An 18961-nucleotide genomic window follows, 5' to 3' on the forward strand; every position below is an offset into this window, starting at 1 on the left:
CGCTGCCTTTTTTGTCAGAACTGAAAGGCCACTCTGACGTTGAGCGGAATGCTAATAGTGAGGCCTTTATCTTCCACGGTTTCACGGGGGAGGGGGAAGAATATATAGAGAAGGCTGTTACTGGGCCTGTCTGAAGGATCTTCGCGGCCGGTATGGCTTACCTGCCGCCACTTGATACCCACGCCTGTTCCTACATCCAACAGCAGCCGGTTGAAGTGGAACTGTAATCCGAAACGGGGGCTCAACACCCAGGTAGCTTTGTTAACGCTGAACGTATCTATATATCCCTCCCCGCGGCCAAAGCGTTCGCTTCTGCTGTATTCAGATTTTAGCCAGGAAGTGAAAATACCGGCATACGGCATCAGCACTTTTCGCTTGCGGAGAAAATAGCGTTGCTCAAAAGAAAACCGGTAGCCGCCGTAATTTTTGAAATAGGTAGTGTCTGTGTCTGCAATGAATGAGGGCCGCGCCAACGCATCTGACAGTATGGTGTAAGTGGCCAGCGTAGACCAGCGGCCATATTTTCGCTCATAGCCCAGTTCAAAGCCCGGGTTGTCTGATACCAGGGAGAAGAGAGACAGGTTGATGTTGTTCTTGTAATCATGCTCGTAGAACTTCTGTGCGGCCAGCGGCAGGGCCAGGAGCATAAGCAGAGAGAGTGTGATCAGTTGTTTCATACGCGGGTATTTAAAACATATAGCCAATTCTGATGGTGCCGGGGAGATTGAACGTGGTGGCGTTGAAGGGGGCATATTCCAGAAATTCTCCAAGCACCGGGCCTCCCCGCCTTATAGGCGGCACATAGTTGCTCTCCACGATGCGCTGTTTCAGCCCCATGCCGGCGGCAATGTCCAGTATAAAAGATGTCCATATGGGTATCTCCATGCCAAACTTCAGATTGGCGGCCCAGGTGCGGCGGTGATAGCTGTAAATGGGCGGTGTTTTGTTTACTCCCCGGTCCAGTTCCGCTTCTACGGAAAGATGTGTCAGCTCCGCGGAAAAATAGGGGTGGACCCGCCTGATGGTGCGGGTGGGCACAAAAAACTTTTCTTCCAGTGAGATCCTGAAGCCGGAAAACCGGAGGGGATGATCCCCTGCGTCCATAACCTTTTTAAGCCCGAGAGACATGAGCGTTATACCTGCCTGCGTAGCAAACCGCCCGGCGTACTGCTTTTCATAACTCAGCTCAAACCCGGGGTTCACAGGGTCTGCCACCGTATTGAGTGAAAATTTAAGCTGATTGGTTTCCGGAAATATACCGTTGATAATAGGCGGTTTTTGCGCAACAACGCTGCCGGCAGCCAGCAGCAGCAACAACAGGTGAAGGATGATAGGGAGTGTTGGCAAACGCATAAAAAAGGGCCGTTATGATTGTATAACGGCCCTTTGCTCTTATAAGTTACAGCTATTTAATCTTCCCAGGTCATGACCTTGCCCCTGTCATCCGGTTTGATGCTGATGGCCAGCGTTCTTTCATCGTAGGAGAGGTTGTATTTTTTCAATACATCATCCGGCACGCCGTCCCAAACATTGGGCTTGTTGCCCAGGTAGTCAAGGTCCTTGATACCCACTTCACTGGTGAAAAAACCGGTGGCGGTGAGGTTGCGCATGGTGCTGAAAAATGATACGCCCTGGCTCATTTCCGGCGCTGCCGTGCCGGGGTAGGCTATCTGGTCTGCCACGGCCAGCTGCTCTTTGGACGTAAGTTCCGTAAACGTTTTATTGTACGTTTTCAGGCAATGAACGTCCAGCCAGCGCAGCCCTCCGCGCATGGGTACCTGGTAGCGGGGCATGTCTTTTACAATGAACTCAATAAATTCAGGCACTTTGGCATCGCTGGCGCTGCCGGAGCGCTCGTCTTTCGGAATAATGATATCCGCCAGCACGGCAATGGTCTTCATTTCCGCGTCTGTAAAGAATTTTTCCTTGTTCAGCTCCTCATCCCGCATAATTTCATCGGGCGTGCGGCCGTATACTTTGAGTACGCCTGCACCTACGGCTTTTTCGCCGGGCTTTGATTGGCAGGCGCTCAGTATTACGCCGGAAGAAAGCGAGCCTATTACCAGGGCTTTGAGTGATTCTCTTCTATCCATGATAATCAGAGGTTTTGTTTTTTTAATTCGTCCACAATGTATTCTGATGCGCGCAGGGAAAGCGCCAGTATGGTCCAGGTAGGGTTTTTGTCTGCCTGAGACACAAACGGCCCGCCATCTACCACAAACACGTTCTTCACATCATGCGCCTGGTTGAACTTGTTCACCACGGAGCGTTTGGGATCATCGCCCATGCGCGTAGTGCCCACTTCGTGAATAATGCGGCCGGGGGTTTCCAGGCCGTAGTTGCTTTCCTGCCCGGGCTTGTTGCCCAGCGGAATGCCGCCCATTTCGTGGATGATCTGTTCAAAGGTATCCTGCATGTGTTTGGCCTGCTTGATCTCATGCTCGCTCCAGGTGTAGTTGAAGCGGAGCACGGGAATGCCGAATTTGTCTACCACATTGGGGTCTATTTCGCAGTAATTATCTTCCCGCGCAATAGCTTCCCCGCGGCCCGCAAAACCAACGGTAGCGCCATAAAAGCGGCGGTAGTCATCTTTCAGCGAAGCGCCGTAGCCACCTGCCGGTTTGCCGGCACGGGCCGGATCTTTAGCCTGCAGGTTCTCAATACCGAAACCGAAGCCATAGGCCGGCATGTGCATGCCCCCGCCAAATTCAATATGATAGCCGCGCGCAAAATCCAGTTTTTTATTGTCCAGCCACCAGGGAACATACATGTGCATGCCGCCCACACCGTCTTCATTATACCGCTTGCGGTCCATGAGGGCGGGAACAAAGGCCCCGCGCGAAGAGCCTGTGGAGTCATGCAGGTATTTGCCCACCACTCCGCTGGAGTTGGCCAACCCGTTCTTATGTACGGAAGACTTTGAGTTGAGCAGCAGCCGGGCAGATTCGCAGGCGCTGGCGGCCAGTACCACTACCCGCGCGGTCAACTGGTATTCCTGCAGATCATTTTTGTCTACATAAGAAACACCGGTAGCTTTTCCCGTGTTGTCTGTCAACACTTCCCTTACCATGGCGCCGGTGTAGAGGTCTACATTACCGTTTTTCATGGCGGGTTTGATGAGCACGGTGGAGGAGGAGAAGTCTCCATGCACGGTGCAGCCGCGGTTGCACTGGCTGCAGAAAAAGCAGGCGCCGCGGTCTTTATTTACGGTGCGGGTCAGAATAGAAAGACGGGAGGGGATAACAGGGATGCCCAGTTTGGCGCCGGCCTGTTTGATCATCAGCTCATGCAGGCGGGGCTTGGGCGGCGGGAGAAAATAACCGTCCGGCTCATTGAAGATCCCTTCTTTGGAACCGAATACGCCGATCATTTTGTCTACCCTGTCATAAAAAGGTTTCACGTCGTCATATCCTATCGGCCAGTCATCGCCATGCCCGTCCAGGCTATAGTGTTTGAAGTCGTTCGGCCCAAAGCGCAATGAAATGCGGCCCCAGTGGTTGGTGCGGCCGCCTACCATGCGGGAGCGGAACCAGTCGAACTGCGTACCGTTCTTTTTCGTATATGGCTCACCGTTAATTTCCCATCCGCCGTAGGCGGCGTCAAAGTCACCAAAGGGGCGGGTGGTGCCGGCGCCTCTGCGCGGCGATTCGTAAGGCCACTTCAACTGTGTTTGTTGCGCAGGGTCTGCCGGGTCGTACTTGGGGCCTGCTTCCAGCAGCGCCACCTTCAGGCCGGCCTCAGACAGCACTTTGGCGGCCATGCCGCCACCGGCGCCAGATCCCACTATGCATACGTCATATGCTTTTGCCTGCTTTTTGATCTCAAATGCCATGTAAAACGTGGATTTTTATTAAAAGATTTGACCTGTAAGTATTTAAATCTATAAATTAAATGCGGAAAATGAAAGGTGTTTTTTACTTTCGGCATATATTCTATGACAACTATTTCACCTTATATCCTCGGAGTAGATATTGGCACGGGCAGCGCCAAAACCGTGGCGGTAACGCCGGTTGGCCAGGTAACCGCAGCCCACAGGCAATCATATCCCACACATCACCCGCAACCCGGTTATAGCGAGCAGGACCCGGAGCAGGTCATAGCAGCCATTATCACCACTATTCAGAAAACCGTGCAGGAAATGGGCGGCGCGCCTTCCGCCATTGCCCTGAGCTGCGCCATGCACAGCCTGATGGCGGTTGACAGCCAGGGGCAGCCATTAACGCCGCTCATGACCTGGGCAGACAACCGCGCGGAAACCTATGCCGCCGCGTTAAAGAACGCTCCGGCCGGCCCGCTGATCTACGCGGCCACCGGCACGCCCATTCACCCTATGTCTCCCCTGTGCAAGCTGCTGTGGCTGCGCAACGAGGAGCAGGAAATATTCGAAAGAGCGGCTTGTTTCATCGGCATCAAGGAGCTGTTCCTGCACCGGTGTTTTCACGAGTTTATTATTGACCACTCCCTGGCATCCGCCACGGGCATGTTTGATATACGCCGGCAAGACTGGCACCCTGGCGCACTGGAAGCTGCCGGTGTTTCAGACGACCGGTTGCCGATACCGGTAGAGACCACCCGCCTGCTGATTGGCATGGACGCCGGCATGGCGGAAACGCTGGGCATACCGGCAGACACGCTCATCATGGCCGGCAGCAGCGATGGCTGCCTGGCGCAGCTGGGCAGCGGCGCCGTGGAGCCGGGGCATGCGGCGCTTACCATCGGCACCAGCGGCGCCATCCGGATGATGACGGCCAAACCGGCGGAAGATGAACAGCGCCGCCTCTTTTCTTATGTGCTTACGCCGGAGCATTATGTCTGCGGCGGCGCCATCAATAACGGCGGCGGTGCGCTGCAGTGGTTCTCGAAAGCCTTTTTACCCTGGTCTGACTACAATAATTTTCTGAAAACGGCCTTTTCCGCGCCGCCCGGCGCGGAGGGATTGTTATGCCTGCCTTACCTGCTGGGGGAAAGAGCCCCCGTGTGGGACAGCGGCGCCCGCGGCGCCTATGTTGGCATCCGCCAGCAACACACTTCCGCGCACTTTCAGCGCGCCCTCATAGAGGGCATCTGCTTTGGCCTCTACAGCGTGGCGGAAGCGCTGGAGAGCGTAGTGGAGCCAGTGCGCGAGGTGACCGTAAGCGGCGGTTTCACCGCATCGCCGCTCTGGATACAATTGCTGGCAGATATTTTCCAGAAACCCATGCTGCTGCACCAGGAAGAAGATGCTTCGGCCCTGGGGGCCGCCATGCTGGGCTGGCATGCGCTGGAAAAAACAGACGCCTGGCAGTTCAACCAGATGGCTGCGGCGCGGGTATTTGAGCCTGAAAGCACCCATCATGCGGTTTACATGCGGAACTACAAGGCCTATGGCCTGCTTTACCACCAGTTGAAAGAAGTGATGGCTATGCTGCGGGAATGAAAAATGGTGAATATTGTTTTCGCCCACATGGAAACGCCGTGGGCACCGGGTAATAGGCGGCCCGGCATCTTTCGCTACGCCTGCCGTGCATCCGCTTTTGTCATTACTACACCGTCAGGCCCCCCGGTCAAACATCCGTTCCAGGTCATTCAGTTTAAAGGAAATAAAAGTGAAGCGCCCGCCCGGAGAAACATTGGGCGTAGCGCAGGCAAACAGCTCGTCTATAATATTCTGCATCTCCTTGGTACCCAGCATTTTACCGGCGGGGATGGCGTTGTTGCGGGCCATGGCGCGTACCAGCTGCTCCCTGCGGTTTAATTTCAGCTCGTTGCTGAAATGTTTGAATTGCTCCAGCAGCCCTTCAATACTGGCCTGCTCGTTGCCGGTTTGAATATCTGCCGGTGTGCCGCGCACCACAAAGGTTTGCTGGCCAAAAGGCTCCAGGTCGTACCCCAGTGCCTGCAGCTCCGGCAGCATTTCGGTAATTACAATAGCATCTGCCGGCAATAGCTCCAGCGTTTGCGGAAAAAGGCTTTGCTGGGTGGCAATGGGTTTTTCAGACAGCGCGCGCTGGTAGCGCTCATACAAGATGCGCTCATGCGCGGCCCGCTGGTCTATGAGAATGAAACCGGATTTGATCTGTGATAGAATGTACTGCTGGTGTACCTGCACGGGTACTTTCTGGTCTGTGGCGGCTTCCTGCCAGCGTTCGTCTATAACGGACGCGGTGGAAACAGGTTGCTCCGCCGGCGCGGCATTCCCGTTATCCGGGGACGGTGCGGGGCCGTACAGCTCTTTCCAGTGGCGCAGGTTGCTGCTGTTGTCTATCACATGCGCCTGGTTGGCGTGTGTAAAGGTTTTATAGATGGACGTGTTGGAAGACTGTTGTTTTTTCTGCTCCGTAAAAGGCTGGGTGAGCGCGTCCAGCTGCTGGATGCCGGGGTCCAGCTCAAAGTCAAGCGCCGGCGTTACGCTGAACTGGGCCAGCGCGTGTTTGATGGCGGACTGCACAAAAGCGTAGAGTATCCTTTCATCATCAAACTTGATCTCCTGTTTGGTGGGGTGTACGTTAATATCTACGTGCGCAGGGTCAAGGTCTATGAACAGCACGTACAGCGGGAAGCTGTCTGCAGGTATCAGGTCTGCAAAAGCAGACATCACCGCATGATTGAGGTAGCTGCTTTTGATAAAGCGGTTGTTCACAAAAAAGAACTGGTCCCCACGGGTCTTTTTGGCCGTTTCCGGTTTGCCCACAAAGCCGTGAATATTCATGTAGTCCGTACTTTCCTTTACGGTTACCAGTTTGGCATTATAATGCTGCCCCTGGATGTTCACCACGCGTTGTTTGAGCGAGCCTTTTTCAAGGTGGAACATTTGCTGGCCGTTGCTGTTAAGGGAAAACTGGAGGTGCGGGAAGGCAAGCGCTACCCTGATGAACTCGTCTACGATGTGCCGCATTTCCGCGGCGTTGCTTTTGAGGAAGTTACGGCGGGCCGGCACGTTGAAGAAGAGGTTCTTCATGGCAATGCTGGTGCCGAAGGCCGTTTGGCAGGGCTCCTGGCGTTTGATGACGCTGTTATCTATTTCAATGAAGGTACCGGCGTCTTCATGGGGGCGGCGGGTTTTCAGCTCTACCTGCGCTACGGCGGCAATGGAGGCCAGCGCTTCGCCGCGGAAGCCCATGGTACGGATGTGGAAAAGATCGTCTATAGACTGGATCTTGGAGGTGGCATGCCGTTCAAAGCACATGCGTGCGTCTGTTTCGCTCATGCCGGTGCCGTTGTCGATCACCTGCACCAGCTCCTTGCCGGCGTCCCGGATAAAAAGCTGAATTTCGGTAGCCCCTGCGTCTACCGCATTTTCCAGCAACTCTTTTACCGCCGATGCCGGCCGCTGAATTACTTCCCCTGCTGCTATCTGGTTTGCTATATTATCCGGTAATAAATTGATGATATCCGCCACTTGCCTGCCTTTTGCCCTAAAGGTAGGAAGAAAAAAATATGTTAAATTAAAAGAGCGGCGCAAACCAATCGGTAGCCCGTTTCGTACCTTTAGGGACAATCTCCGCGCATGGGGATGAAAAGCAAAGTATTGCGTTTGGTGTTAAAGCGTAGTTAACGCAAAATCAAATCTTAGTATGGAAACAAGGAAACTTCTAATTTTGCCGTTATTATTACTGTTCAGCCATTGTACATACTCTCAGAACGGAGGAAAAAATAAATTCATGGAAGAAAAAAAGAATCCTGCGTACTCCCGCACGGATACTGGTAAAGTAAACCTTACAGACGCAGAGTGGAAAAAAGTATTACCGAAAGAAGTTTATGACATCGCCCGCGAAAAAGGCACAGAATGGGCGTTTACAGGCAAATATTGGGACCATAAGGAAAAAGGCACTTACTATTGCGCAGCATGCGGGAACCCGCTTTTTGTGTCTGACACAAAGTTTGAAAGCGGATGCGGCTGGCCGAGCTTCTACCAGCCCATCAGTAAAACCAGCGTAATTTATACGCCAGACAACTCTCACGGCATGCAACGTACGGAAGTGCAGTGCGGCCGCTGCAAAGCCCATTTGGGGCATGTTTTTGACGACGGACCGCCACCAACCGGTTTGCGTTATTGCATCAATTCCGTGATCCTGGACTTTGACAAGGCGCAAGACGCGGAAAAGAAGTACAAAGAGAAAGAATAACATTGCCCGCCTGACTATATGCTGCCGGTACAAACTGTATTGTACCGCAGCGCGGGTGTTGATATATCTTTCACCGCAGGGTAAAAATATGCCTGGTTATATCCCCTCAGCAACATTTCTTTTTTACCATTACTGTTATGCCGTTTGCGCGCACAATGCGCATGCAAGCAGCTACTGCCTGCGGAACGGTATATTGCATATATAGCGGGCTGGAGACCGGTTGGGCGTAACAGCTGGTAAATTATTTCACAGGAAATGGAACGGGGCGGTCATATCAAAAGACGGCATGTTCCGGCAATGTGCGGATTGCGGCAAGGCAGCGGGTAAGGGAGCAACAGGAGAAAAGAACAGGGAAGGGAAAAAGCGGCTTCAGGAACTCACGTCGGCCAGTTCATAAGTGTTAGGCTCAAATTCAATAATGTCATACACTGCCAACTGGAATTTGTCAAACGGGTCTTCCGCCAGAATGGTCTCCACCTCGCGGCGGCTTCCCGCCTTGCAAAGTATGATGGCCCCGGTTCTGGGCTTGCGGCGCCCGGAAAGGATGAAGCGGCCTTCCCTGTACTGTTTTTCCAGGAAAGCATTGTGGGCCTCAAGGTAGTGTTCAACAGCTGCCACGGGCCTGATGTACTGCAGGAGGATCAGGTACATAATGTAAACGGTTCTTCAGTAAATGGTTAAAAATCAGAATATTTACAAAGGTATACAAATAGTTGATAGTAGCGCCTTTCCGGCCGGGATGCAATAAAAATAAACGTATTAGCAAAAAACCTAGTATTTTTGAGGGTAATTTTCAAATCCATTTAACGCTCATTATGAAACAAATGATTTCAAGGGCATTCCTTCTTTTATCCGGAATTGCCGTGTTGTTGTTGTCAGCCTGTTCCAAAATTCCCGAGCAGGGAAAACACATCCCCAAAACTGCAGCCCTTGTGCTGGGTATCAACTCCAAACAAATACAGGAGAAACTGGTAACCGAAGGCCTCTCTGTAGACAAGCTGTTTGACGCCCTGCAGCAGAAAGATACCAGCAATGAAATGACCAAGGCCCTGAAAGAAGCCGAAAACTCCGGCGTAGACCTGCAGGGCAACGTATACGTGGCCATGGTGCCCGGAGATAAAGGGAATGGCTATGTGATGGCTGTTGCCAAACTGAAAGATGAAGCCAAGTTTGAGGCCTTCCTGAAAGAGAAGTCCAAAAAAGAGATAACGGCGGGGAAAGACTTTAAGTTCCTGGAAGACAAAGACGCCGCCATCGGGTTCAATAAAGAGACCATTATTGGCGTGTTTCCCATCAATCCCAACAAACTTCCTTACGGAGACGAATCAGATCCCTTTGCCATGCTGGGAGATACCACCGCTCCCGCCCCTCAAGCTCCTGAAAAAGCCAACAAGGCGGAATTGCTGGACGGCCTCTTTCACCTGAAAGCAGATGAGTCTGTAGCCAACATAGAGTCTTTCAAAGACATCCAGAAAGAGAAAGGCGATGTGCTGTTCTGGATGAGCAGCGAACAGATCTACGCTTTCAACCCCGGCACCCCCTCCGGTATGGCCGCGCTGGTTACCACCAATGTGAAGAAGCTGACTGCCGGCGCTTTCCAGACGGCGGCCCTGCATTTCGAGAACGGCAAAATAAAAGTGAACAGCACCTCCTATGCCGGCACCGAAATAAAAGAGATCATGAAGAAATACCCGATGGAGAAGGTGAACATGAGCATGCTGGAAAACTACCCTTCTGAAAATGTACTGGGCTTTATGCTGATCAACTTTGACCTGCGCATGCTGGGAGACATTCTCAAACTGGTAGGCATGGACGGTTTTGCCAACATGGGCTTGGCGGAAGCCGGCATTACGCTGGAAGACCTGCTGAAAGCCTTCAAGGGAGAAATTGCCCTCATTGGCTCAGACTTTACCGTGGAAAGCGTGCCCTCCGCATGGGACTCTACCTATAAAACCACCAAGCCGCACGCTAAATGGGTGTTCAATATGAAAGTGGGAGACAAGGCCGCTTTTGAAAAGATCATGAACGCTCCCCGCATTGCGCCCATGTTCACCAAAGAAGGTAATGAATACAAACCTGCGCAGGACCTTGGCGGCGAAATGGCCGTTTCTATTACCAACGAGCGCATCCTGTTCAGCTCCGATGCGGCGCTGATGCAGGCATATACCGAGGGCAAATCCAAAGTGAAGCTGGACGAAGGAGTGGAAAGCAAGGCGAAAGGCAATGTACTGAGCGTATACTTCAGTGTGGAAAAACTCGTCAACAACCTGCCTGCGGAAGAAATGAAATTGCCTGACAGTGTGGCCAACGATATTAAAGGCCTGCTGAAAGACCTTACCGTTGCAACAGAGCCTTTCGACGGCAAGTCACAGAAATCCGTGATGGAGCTGAACTTCAAGAACGAAGGGCAGAACACGCTGGTACAGCTGGCTAACTTCACCCAGAAAATGTACGGCTACTACCTTTCCAAAAAGAAAGAAGACGAAGCCGCCTGGGGCGATGCTGTAACAGACTCCGCTGCCGTAGCTGCGGATACCGTGGCCGCCCCGGTAGCCCCCTGACCCTGAGATATTCAAGATATATAAAAGCTGCTCCCATCCGGGGCAGCTTTTTATTTGGTGGAATATTCTATATTTAACATTCCACATCGGCCATTTAACAGAACAGCAAAACATGCAGATAGCGCTATCTGCGGTAGTGCCCGTACCGCTGCGAGACAAGGTAATGCAGCAGGCTTCGGACATCTGGAACCGCAATGTTACATTCAGCCCCGGGCAGTTCATCAAGATCAAGGCGCCCTCCGGCACCGGCAAAACCACGCTGGTGCATTACCTCTATCATATCCGGTATGATTATACGGGTACCATACAGATAAATGGCCAGCCATGGCCTTCCTATAGCCGGGACCAACTGGCCGCTATGCGGCAGGCGCAGATCAGCGTAATTTTCCAGGACCTCCGGTTGTTTGACCAACTGACCGCACAGGAAAACGTGGAGTTGAAAAGGGTGATGCAGCCACAGCCCATGTACGGGCCGGAAAAGATAGAAGAGTTTGCCGCGCGGCTGGGCGTAAGCCATGTGCTGCGCCAGAGCGCCGCCACCCTTTCATACGGGGAAAAGCAGCGTATTGCCATCATCCGCGCCCTGATGCAGCCATTTCAATGGCTGATGATGGACGAGCCGTTCAGCCACCTGGATGAGGCCAATGCGCAAAAAGCCGCGCAGCTGATCGCGGAGGAATGCCAGCGCCGCAAGGCCGGGTTCATACTCACAGACCTTGATCACGACAACCGATTTGATTACCACGTAAGCTATCTTTTATAACATGCAGTTTTACCAGTTACTCAAAAAGATCATCCGCACCGGCGTTGGGAAAGGCCGGTTCTGGATGGCGGCCGTTGGCCTGGGAATAGCCATGCTGCTGATCCTGGTGGCACTGCAGGTGCATCACAATTTTTCAGCGCTGCTGTACGGCGAAAAGAACCAGAACGAGCGGGCAGACTTTTTGGTGATCAATAAAAAGATCACCAATGAAATGATGGGCCGCCCCGAGTTGACCACTTTTACCAAAACGGAGCTGAACGATTTTGCCGCCCAGCCCTTTGTGCAGAGCTTGGGCGTTATTACCGCCGCGCAATTCAATGTAAAAATGGTGGCAGACCAGCTGGGGTTTTCTACTGAAATGTTTTTTGAAGCGGTGCCAGACAGCTTCATAGATGTGAAGAGCGATGAATGGAAATGGCAGCCGGGCCAGATGGTGATACCGGTCATAGTGCCGCGTGACTTTGTAGATATGTTCAACTTCGGTTTTGCCCTGGGCAACAGCATCCCCCAGTTCTCGGAAGAAACCATCAAGACCCTCAGTCCGGGTATCGTGATCAGCCAGGGGCTCCGCACCGGTCAGTTTGCCGGTAAAATAGCTGGTTTTTCCGACCGCATCTCCACCGTGCTGGTGCCGCAGGCCTTTATGGACTGGGCTAACGGCATATATGGCAGCGGGGCTGCCAAGGCGCCTTCCCGCATCATCATCAAAACAAAAGACCCCAGCAGCACCGTGCTGGCAGATTACCTGGAAAAACACGGGTTTTCTACAGACACGGAAAAAACAAAGTATAGCAAGATACGCGGCATTGTGCAGGTGATCGTAAGCGTAGTGGGCTTTTTCGGGCTGGTGCTGCTGCTGTTTGCGCTGTTGGTGTTCAGTATGTTCATTCAACTGGTGATCGCTTCCTGCAAAAAGGAAATACGCCTGCTGATCACCCTCGGCGCCGCGCCGCGGCAGTTGCAGGGCTACCTGCTCCGGCAATTTGTTCCCATGTACATTGTGATAGGCGTGCTGGCGCTGCTGCTGGTGGCGGGGTTGCAATGGTGGGTGTCTGGCATACTGGCCGGGCACAACATGTTTGTGCCGCAATGGCCTTCGCTGGCGGCGCTGCTGGCCACGCTGGCCATACTGGTACTGGTATATGCCGTGAACCTGTTTTCCGTTAAAAAACATATTGCAGATATATAATTTACCACCCCTATTACCAAAATCATGAAAAAGACCTTTCTGCTGCTATGCACTGCCTGCAGCATGCTGCCGGCCCTGGCGCAAAAAACCATACTGCATTGCGGTATGCTGATAGACGGTGTGTCTAACAACGCACGCCGTCAAATGTCTGTGATCATTGAAGGTAAAAAGATACTGGCCGTACAGGCAGGGTACGCCGCGCCAGCCCCCGGAGACAAAGTGATCGACCTGAAGCAGCAAACCGTAATGCCGGGCTGGATGGACATGCACGTACACCTGGAAGGAGAGACCAGCAAAACAGCGTATACAGACAAGTTTATCCAAAACCCCGCAGACCTGGCTTACCTGAGCGTACGTTATGCGGAGCGCACGTTGCTGACGGGCTTTACTACCGTACGGGACCTGGGCGGCTCCGGGGTGAACATTGCCCTGCGGAATGCCATCAACAAAGGCCTCATCACCGGCCCGCGCATTTTCACGGCCGGCAAGTCTATTGCCACCACCGGCGGGCATGCAGACCCTACTAACGGATACCGGCAAGACCTGATGGGTAACCCCGGCCCGGAAGCGGGCGTGGCCAACGGCGCGGATGAATGCCGCAAGGCCGTACGCCAGGCATACAAAAACGGGGCAGACCTCATCAAGATCACCGCCACCGGAGGTGTGCTGAGTGTGGCCAAAGACGGCAGCAGCCCGCAGTTTACGGATGAAGAGCTGCAAGCCATCATCAGCACGGCGCGGGATTACAATATGAAAGTAGCCGCCCACGCCCATGGCACAGAGGGCATTAAACGCGCCATCCGCGCCGGTGTTAACTCTATAGAACATGGTACGCTGATGGATGAGGAAGGCATGGCCCTGGCCATCAAACACGGTACCTGGTATGTACCCACCATTACCGCCGGCCGCTCCGTGGCAGATTCGGCCAAAATTGCCGGCTACTTTCCCGCTATTGTGAAGCCCAAGGCGGAAGCTATTGGCCCGCAAATACAAGGCACTTTTGCAAAGGCCTGGAAGAAAGGTGTTAAAATAGCTTTCGGTACAGACGCCGGCGTATTCATGCACGGCCGCAACTGGCTGGAATTTACCTACATGGTGGAAGCCGGCATGCCTCCCATGGAAGCTATTAAATCAGCCACCAGCCGGGCAGCGGAGCTATTGGGCGTGCAGGACCAACTGGGGAGCATAACCCCCGGCAAAACGGCAGACTTTACCGCGGTAGACGGAGACCCGCTGAAAGACATACAGGCAATGGGAAAGGTGAGCTTTGTGATGAAAGACGGCTTGATTTTTAAACAGGGAACCGCTAACTTGTTGGCCGTTCAAAACAATACCATCATGCCAGATACTAAAAAATTCGTTCACGTTGTAAATTTTTACCTGAAGCCGGGCCTCTCTGCGGCAGACGTAAAGAAATTTGAGGAAGGCGTTAGCTCGCTGGGAAAAATTGAGACCCTGCTGATGTTCAACGTAGGCAAACCCGCCAAAACAGACCGCCCCGTTATAGACAAAAGTTACAGCTATTGTCTGCTCACCGTTTTCAAAGATGAGGCCGGGCATGATATTTACCAGGAGCATCCTGTACACCTGGAGTTTATCAAGAACTGTAATACCTACTGGGAAAAGGTGGTGATATTTGACTCGGAAACGATTGGGGGATAGAAAGGATTTTCAAACACATACCCAAAATGAACAGGACCGGCTATCATACTTAGCCGGTCCTGTTTCTTATATTCCGGATTTAATACTCCACCGTCAACGCATACACCGCAAACGTTGCCAGCCAGTGCTCCCCCGCATAATCCCCGCTGGCCACATGCGGCAGCGCCGCGTGCAGGTGGCGGTTGGCCAGTTCCCTGATGTTGTTGCCCGTTTCCCCGCAATGCCGCGCAATACCGTACAGGCACCAGGCGCGGCTGAGGTTGAGGCCGTCCAGGTGTACCAGTTTGCCGTCTGTACGGTCTTTTACCTCGGCCAGGCTGAACAGGGTGATTTCTTGCTCAAAGAGCCCCGGCAAAAAGTTCTTCACCCAGGTTTTATACGCGTCTGCAGGAAGGATGCGCCACATCAGGTCTGCTTCTTCCAGGCAGGGAGATAAAAAGTCATAACCGCCCGGCTCCCAGGAGGCGGGGCAGTTGCGGTCTTTGGCGTAGAAGCGCAGGGCGGCCTCGCGGATGGAAGACTGCAGGGCCGTATCCCGTGTAACAACGCCGTAGTCCCAGGCCAGGCGGAGGCCAAAGGCCAGGTTGGTATGCTCGCCTACGCGGATGGGGTATACGATCTTTTTCAGAAAATCCCGCCAGGCGGTGCTGAACAGGCGGGCCAATGGCGCAATGTTGCCGCGCAGTTGCCTGGCCAGCGGATCGTCCCAGGTTATAAGCTCCGTTTGCAATTGCATCAGCCAGCTCCAGCCGTAAATACGCTCAAACCCTTTGTTTTCCTTGTTGCGGAAAATGAGCATTTCCTGCCGGATGTTGTCTTGCGAGAGGTTTTCTGCGAGCTTTCTCTTTATTTCCGCTGCGTTAGGCAGGTCAGGGTACATTTTTAACAACCGTACCAGCATCCAGTGGCCGTGTACGCTGCTGTGCCAGTCGTAGCAGCCGTAGAAGGCCGGGTGATAGTTTTGCGGGGCCTGCAGCAGGGAAGAGTCTGAAAACACGATGCCTGTTTTGTACGGGAAAGCATGCTGCATGCACTTCAGGGGCAGCGCGGCAAAATGCAGCGCGCCGGCGGTAGTGAGGCGCAGTTGTCCGTCTTTTTCCGTGTAGAGAGGCATTTGCGCATTGCTTTTTGTAAGCCACAGCAGGCATACCAGCAGGGATACAACTCTCATATCAGCGGTTAAGTAACAGTTTAAAGTAAAAAGAAGGCCGTGTGAGTTTCTTCCGGAGGTCTACTTCATAGAACATACTGGAGATCACGTCACGAAGCTGTTTGTTCCGCATGCCCATTTTCATCAGCCAGTTAAACAGCCGCGGGTATTTTACCAGCTGCTGCAGTTTGTAGCTGAGCCGCAGCTCGGGCCCCAGCACACGGTACACATCCTCATCGTATGCCAGCAGGGTTTCCGCGGAGAAATCTTTCGCGCTCAGGCAAGCGGCGGCCTGTTTACCGGCTATGGCCCCGCAGTAGAGGGCGTTGCCGATGCCTTCGCCGGTGAAAGGATCTATGATAAAGGCCGCATCGCCCACCAGCATATACCGGCTGCCGGAGAGGCGTCTTTTTTTAGAGCCCAGCGGCAGGCCGTAACCGTCCAGGCTGCTCACCATTTCCGCCTGTTTGAAACGCTCGGCAAAAATGGGATCGTTCTTCAGGGTATCTGTGAGCAGTGTTTTGAGATTTACTTTCCTGTCACGCACCGCATCGCTGAGCATATCCATGCCAACATTGGCTTCTCCGTTGGGCAGGGGGAATATCCAGAGGTAGCCGGGCAGCAGGTCTTTCAGGAAGTGCAGTTCTATAAAACTGTCTGCATGCATGCCTGTAACGCCTTTGTAGTAGGCCCGTATGCCGGCCGCGTAATATTTCGGCTCCATGCGGATGCCTGCTACATCGCGGGTGAAGGAGGAGTGGGCGCCATTGGCCACTATCACCAGCTGGGCCTTTACGGCAAAGTCTCCGGTGTTGCTGGTAAGTATGTAGCCGTCTGCTTCTTCCGTGTATTTGTCTATACTAACGCCTTCGTATAAACGAACATTGAGGCTGCGCTTCAACTCGTCTACCATGAAATTGTCGAAGTGAATGCGTTTGCACACAAAACCGAGGGGGGCGTCTTCCTGTTTGTTGTAGTTGGGTTTGTAGGGAACGTCCATGCTTTGGCGGCCGGGAGAAACGAAGGTAACGCCCCAGCTGTTCTCTTTTTCCACCAGCAGGCGCAGCCGCCCTGCCACGGCGGGATCTATCTTTTCCAGCGCTGTAATGACCTTACCGCTAAGCCCGTCTCCGCATACCTTGTCTCTCGGGAAAACGGCCTTGTCCACTACTACGCAGGAAATGCCCAGCCTGTCCAGTTGCAGGGCCGCTGTAGCGCCACCAGGGCCGGCCCCTATAATACATACTGATGTGGTGATCATAGGCCGCCAAGATACGTATTCTGGCGCCGCTGTGGAAATATATATCTTTGCCTGAAACTGACTATTATGTTCGGAGACCTGTTCGGGAAACTGCAGGAGGCGCAGCAAAAAATGAATGACAGCAAAGAGCGCCTTAAAAATATTACGGTGGCTGGCGAGGCCGGCAACGGTGCGGTAAAGGTAGTGGTAACGGGCAACCGCGAGGTGCAGAGCCTGGAAGTAGATCCTTCTCTGCTGAACGCGGAACGCAAGGAAGAGCTGGAAGACCTGCTCATCACCGCCCTCAACCGCGCGCTTAAGAACGCCGAGAACGCCTGGGAAACGGAAATGAAAGGCGTGGCCGGGGGCATGCTGGGCGGCATGGGTTTGCCGGGCATGTAAGGTATAAAAAAACCGGGCTTTTACTGCCCGGCTTTATTTCCTTTTGTCTTGCGCTATTGATGCTTATCAGTTCACCTCTTCCGCTTTCATCATCTTCTGGAACTTCTTCCTTTCTTCTTCATCCAGGATGGTTTTACGCATACGGGTATGGTTCGGTGTCACTTCAATACACTCATCCTGTTGAATGTACTCCATGCACTCTTCCAAAGTCATCAATATCTTGGGCGCAATGTTGGTAGCTGCGTCACTACCGCTGGCGCGCATATTTGTGAGTTTTTTACCTTCATTCGGGTTCACCACCAGGTCACCGGGTTTGTTGTTTTCCCCGATGATCATGCCCCTGTACACTTCCTCTCCCGGATCTACGAAGAAAGAACCGCGGTCTTGCAATTTGTCAAGAGAGTAACCGGTAGTGGTACCGCCTTCCTTGGCAATCAGCACACCGTTGCTGCGGCCGGGGATGGGGCCTTTCCAGGGTTTGTAGTCATTAAAGCGGTGGGCCATAACGGCTTCGCCGGCGGTGTTGGTCAGCATCTGCGTACGCAGGCCGATGAGGCCGCGTGAGGGGATCTCAAATTCCAGGTGCTGCATTTCGCCTTTGGTTTCCATGATAAGCATTTCACCTTTGCGGCGGGTCACCAGGTCTATCACCTTGGAAGCAAATTCCTGCGGAACGTCTACCACCAGGGTTTCGTACGGTTCGCATTTTTTGCCGTCAATGTTTTTGAGGATCACCTGCGGCTGGCCTACTGTCAGCTCGTACCCTTCGCGGCGCATGGTCTCTACCAGTACGCCCAGGTGAAGAATGCCGCGGCCGTATACCAGGAAGCTGTCTGCGGAGTCTGTATCCACTACGCGCAGGGCCAGGTTCTTCTCCGTTTCTTTCAGCAGGCGGTCCCGCAGGTGGCGGGAAGTCACAAACTTGCCGTCTTTACCGAAGAAGGGAGAGTTATTGATGCTGAACAGCATGTTCATGGTAGGTTCGTCTACACTGATCACCGGCAGCGCTTCGGGGTTCTCGAAGTCGGCAATAGTATCGCCAATACCGAAATCTTCCAGGCCCACCACGGCGCAAATATCGCCGGGCTGCACTTCTGTAACGCGTTTTTTGCCGAGAGACTCAAACACATACAGCTCGCGCACGCGTGATTTCTTGATGGTGCCGTCTGTTTGTACCAGTGAAATGGGCTGGTTTTCCGCCAGCGTGCCGCGCACCACTTTACCTACGGCAATACGGCCCAGGAAGGTGGAGTAATCCAGCGAGGTGATCTGCATTTGCAGGGTACCTTCGGATATTTTAGGCTCCGGTACATGTTTCAGGATGCCGTCCAGCAGGGGGAGAATGTCTTCACGTTGTGTCAGGGAATCATTGAACCAGCCGTTTTTGCCCGAACCGTAGAAGGTGGGGAAATCCAGTTGTTCTTCCGTGGCGTCCAGGTTGAAGAACAGCTCAAACACGGCGTCGTGCACTTCATCGGGGCGGCAGTTGGGTTTATCTACTTTGTTGATCACCACAATCGGCTTCAGGTTGAGCTGCAGCGCTTTTTGCAGTACGAAGCGCGTCTGCGGCATGGGCCCTTCAAAGGCGTCTACCAGCAGTATCACGCCATCGGCCATTTTCAGCACCCGCTCCACCTCGCCGCCGAAGTCGGCGTGGCCCGGAGTGTCTATCACGTTGATCTTCACATCCTTATACACCACGGATACGTTTTTGCTGAGGATGGTGATACCGCGTTCCTTTTCAAGGTCGTTGTTATCCATGATCAGCTCACCCGTTTCCTGGTTGGCCCGGAATACGTTCGTAGAATGCAGGATCTTGTCCACCAGCGTGGTTTTCCCGTGGTCTACGTGTGCGATAATGGCAATGTTTCTTATTTGCATATATAAAT

16 protein-coding genes are annotated in these 18961 nt (G+C 53.3%); 7 read left to right on the top strand and 9 right to left on the bottom strand.

Features of this window, described 5'->3' with window-relative positions; all coding sequences use genetic code 11:
- Window positions 1-14: 14 nt before the first annotated feature.
- The 4 genes from D3A97_RS07720 to D3A97_RS07735 are packed head-to-tail and all read right to left on the bottom strand — an operon-like array spanning window position 15 to window position 3832.
- Window positions 15-677 carry a hypothetical protein gene (locus tag D3A97_RS07720; protein WP_119077799.1) on the bottom strand — a complete coding sequence of 221 codons (663 nt, stop codon included), beginning with the start codon at window positions 675-677 and terminating at the stop codon, window positions 15-17.
- A gap of 10 nt (window positions 678-687) precedes the next feature.
- Window positions 688-1353, bottom strand: coding sequence for a hypothetical protein (locus D3A97_RS07725; RefSeq protein WP_157986403.1), 666 nt, complete (start codon window positions 1351-1353; stop codon window positions 688-690).
- A gap of 56 nt (window positions 1354-1409) precedes the next feature.
- Window positions 1410-2093 carry a gluconate 2-dehydrogenase subunit 3 family protein gene (locus tag D3A97_RS07730; protein WP_119077801.1) on the bottom strand — a complete coding sequence of 228 codons (684 nt, stop codon included), beginning with the start codon at window positions 2091-2093 and terminating at the stop codon, window positions 1410-1412.
- Window positions 2094-2098: 5 nt separating this feature from the next.
- Complete coding sequence (locus D3A97_RS07735; protein ID WP_119077802.1) at window positions 2099-3832, bottom strand: GMC family oxidoreductase; 1734 nt, start codon at window positions 3830-3832, stop codon at window positions 2099-2101.
- A 102-nt stretch (window positions 3833-3934) separates the two neighbouring features.
- Here D3A97_RS07735 and D3A97_RS07740 point away from each other — a divergent pair, with 102 nt between their 5' ends.
- Window positions 3935-5416, top strand: a complete 1482-nt coding sequence (locus D3A97_RS07740) for a gluconokinase (RefSeq protein WP_119077803.1) — start codon at window positions 3935-3937, stop codon at window positions 5414-5416.
- A 114-nt stretch (window positions 5417-5530) separates the two neighbouring features.
- Here D3A97_RS07740 and mutL read toward each other — a convergent pair whose 3' ends face one another.
- Entirely contained in the window at window positions 5531-7378 is a 1848-nt protein-coding gene (gene mutL, locus D3A97_RS07745; RefSeq protein WP_119077804.1) for a DNA mismatch repair endonuclease MutL, read from the bottom strand.
- Window positions 7379-7640: 262 nt separating this feature from the next.
- Between mutL and msrB the strand changes: the two genes are divergently transcribed.
- Complete coding sequence (gene msrB / locus D3A97_RS07750) at window positions 7641-8105, top strand: peptide-methionine (R)-S-oxide reductase MsrB (RefSeq protein ID WP_317126364.1); 465 nt, start codon at window positions 7641-7643, stop codon at window positions 8103-8105.
- A 369-nt stretch (window positions 8106-8474) separates the two neighbouring features.
- On the opposite strand, the gene D3A97_RS07755 is transcribed toward msrB, so the two are convergent.
- The gene (locus D3A97_RS07755; protein WP_119077806.1) at window positions 8475-8756 is read right to left on the bottom strand and encodes a YciI family protein; all 282 of its coding nucleotides are present in this window, start codon (window positions 8754-8756) and stop codon (window positions 8475-8477) included.
- A 173-nt stretch (window positions 8757-8929) separates the two neighbouring features.
- Here D3A97_RS07755 and D3A97_RS07760 point away from each other — a divergent pair, with 173 nt between their 5' ends.
- From D3A97_RS07760 to D3A97_RS07775, 4 genes are all read left to right on the top strand, one after another.
- Window positions 8930-10666, top strand: a complete 1737-nt coding sequence (locus D3A97_RS07760; RefSeq protein ID WP_262697046.1) for a DUF4836 family protein — start codon at window positions 8930-8932, stop codon at window positions 10664-10666.
- A 112-nt stretch (window positions 10667-10778) separates the two neighbouring features.
- The gene (locus D3A97_RS07765) at window positions 10779-11429 is read left to right on the top strand and encodes an ATP-binding cassette domain-containing protein (protein ID WP_119077808.1); all 651 of its coding nucleotides are present in this window, start codon (window positions 10779-10781) and stop codon (window positions 11427-11429) included.
- 1 nt (window position 11430) lies between these two features.
- Window positions 11431-12618 (top strand): transporter, encoded by a 1188-nt coding sequence (locus D3A97_RS07770; protein WP_119077809.1) that lies wholly within the window; start codon window positions 11431-11433, stop codon window positions 12616-12618.
- Between the two features lie 24 nt (window positions 12619-12642).
- Window positions 12643-14280 (top strand): amidohydrolase family protein, encoded by a 1638-nt coding sequence (locus D3A97_RS07775; RefSeq protein WP_157986404.1) that lies wholly within the window; start codon window positions 12643-12645, stop codon window positions 14278-14280.
- A gap of 79 nt (window positions 14281-14359) precedes the next feature.
- On the opposite strand, the gene D3A97_RS07780 is transcribed toward D3A97_RS07775, so the two are convergent.
- Window positions 14360-15451 carry a DUF2891 domain-containing protein gene (locus D3A97_RS07780; protein WP_119077810.1) on the bottom strand — a complete coding sequence of 364 codons (1092 nt, stop codon included), beginning with the start codon at window positions 15449-15451 and terminating at the stop codon, window positions 14360-14362.
- Window position 15452: 1 nt separating this feature from the next.
- Window positions 15453-16691 (bottom strand): NAD(P)/FAD-dependent oxidoreductase, encoded by a 1239-nt coding sequence (locus tag D3A97_RS07785; RefSeq protein ID WP_119077811.1) that lies wholly within the window; start codon window positions 16689-16691, stop codon window positions 15453-15455.
- A 66-nt stretch (window positions 16692-16757) separates the two neighbouring features.
- Between D3A97_RS07785 and D3A97_RS07790 the strand changes: the two genes are divergently transcribed.
- A complete protein-coding gene (locus tag D3A97_RS07790; RefSeq protein ID WP_119077812.1) occupies window positions 16758-17072 on the top strand; it encodes a YbaB/EbfC family nucleoid-associated protein in 315 nt (104 codons plus the stop codon).
- A gap of 66 nt (window positions 17073-17138) precedes the next feature.
- Here D3A97_RS07790 and typA read toward each other — a convergent pair whose 3' ends face one another.
- Entirely contained in the window at window positions 17139-18953 is a 1815-nt protein-coding gene (typA, locus tag D3A97_RS07795) for a translational GTPase TypA (protein ID WP_119077813.1), read from the bottom strand.
- Window positions 18954-18961 lie beyond the last annotated feature (8 nt).

The sequence above is a fragment of the Chitinophaga alhagiae genome, assembly GCF_003568665.1.
Classification (GTDB): Bacteria; Bacteroidota; Bacteroidia; order Chitinophagales; family Chitinophagaceae; genus Chitinophaga; species Chitinophaga alhagiae.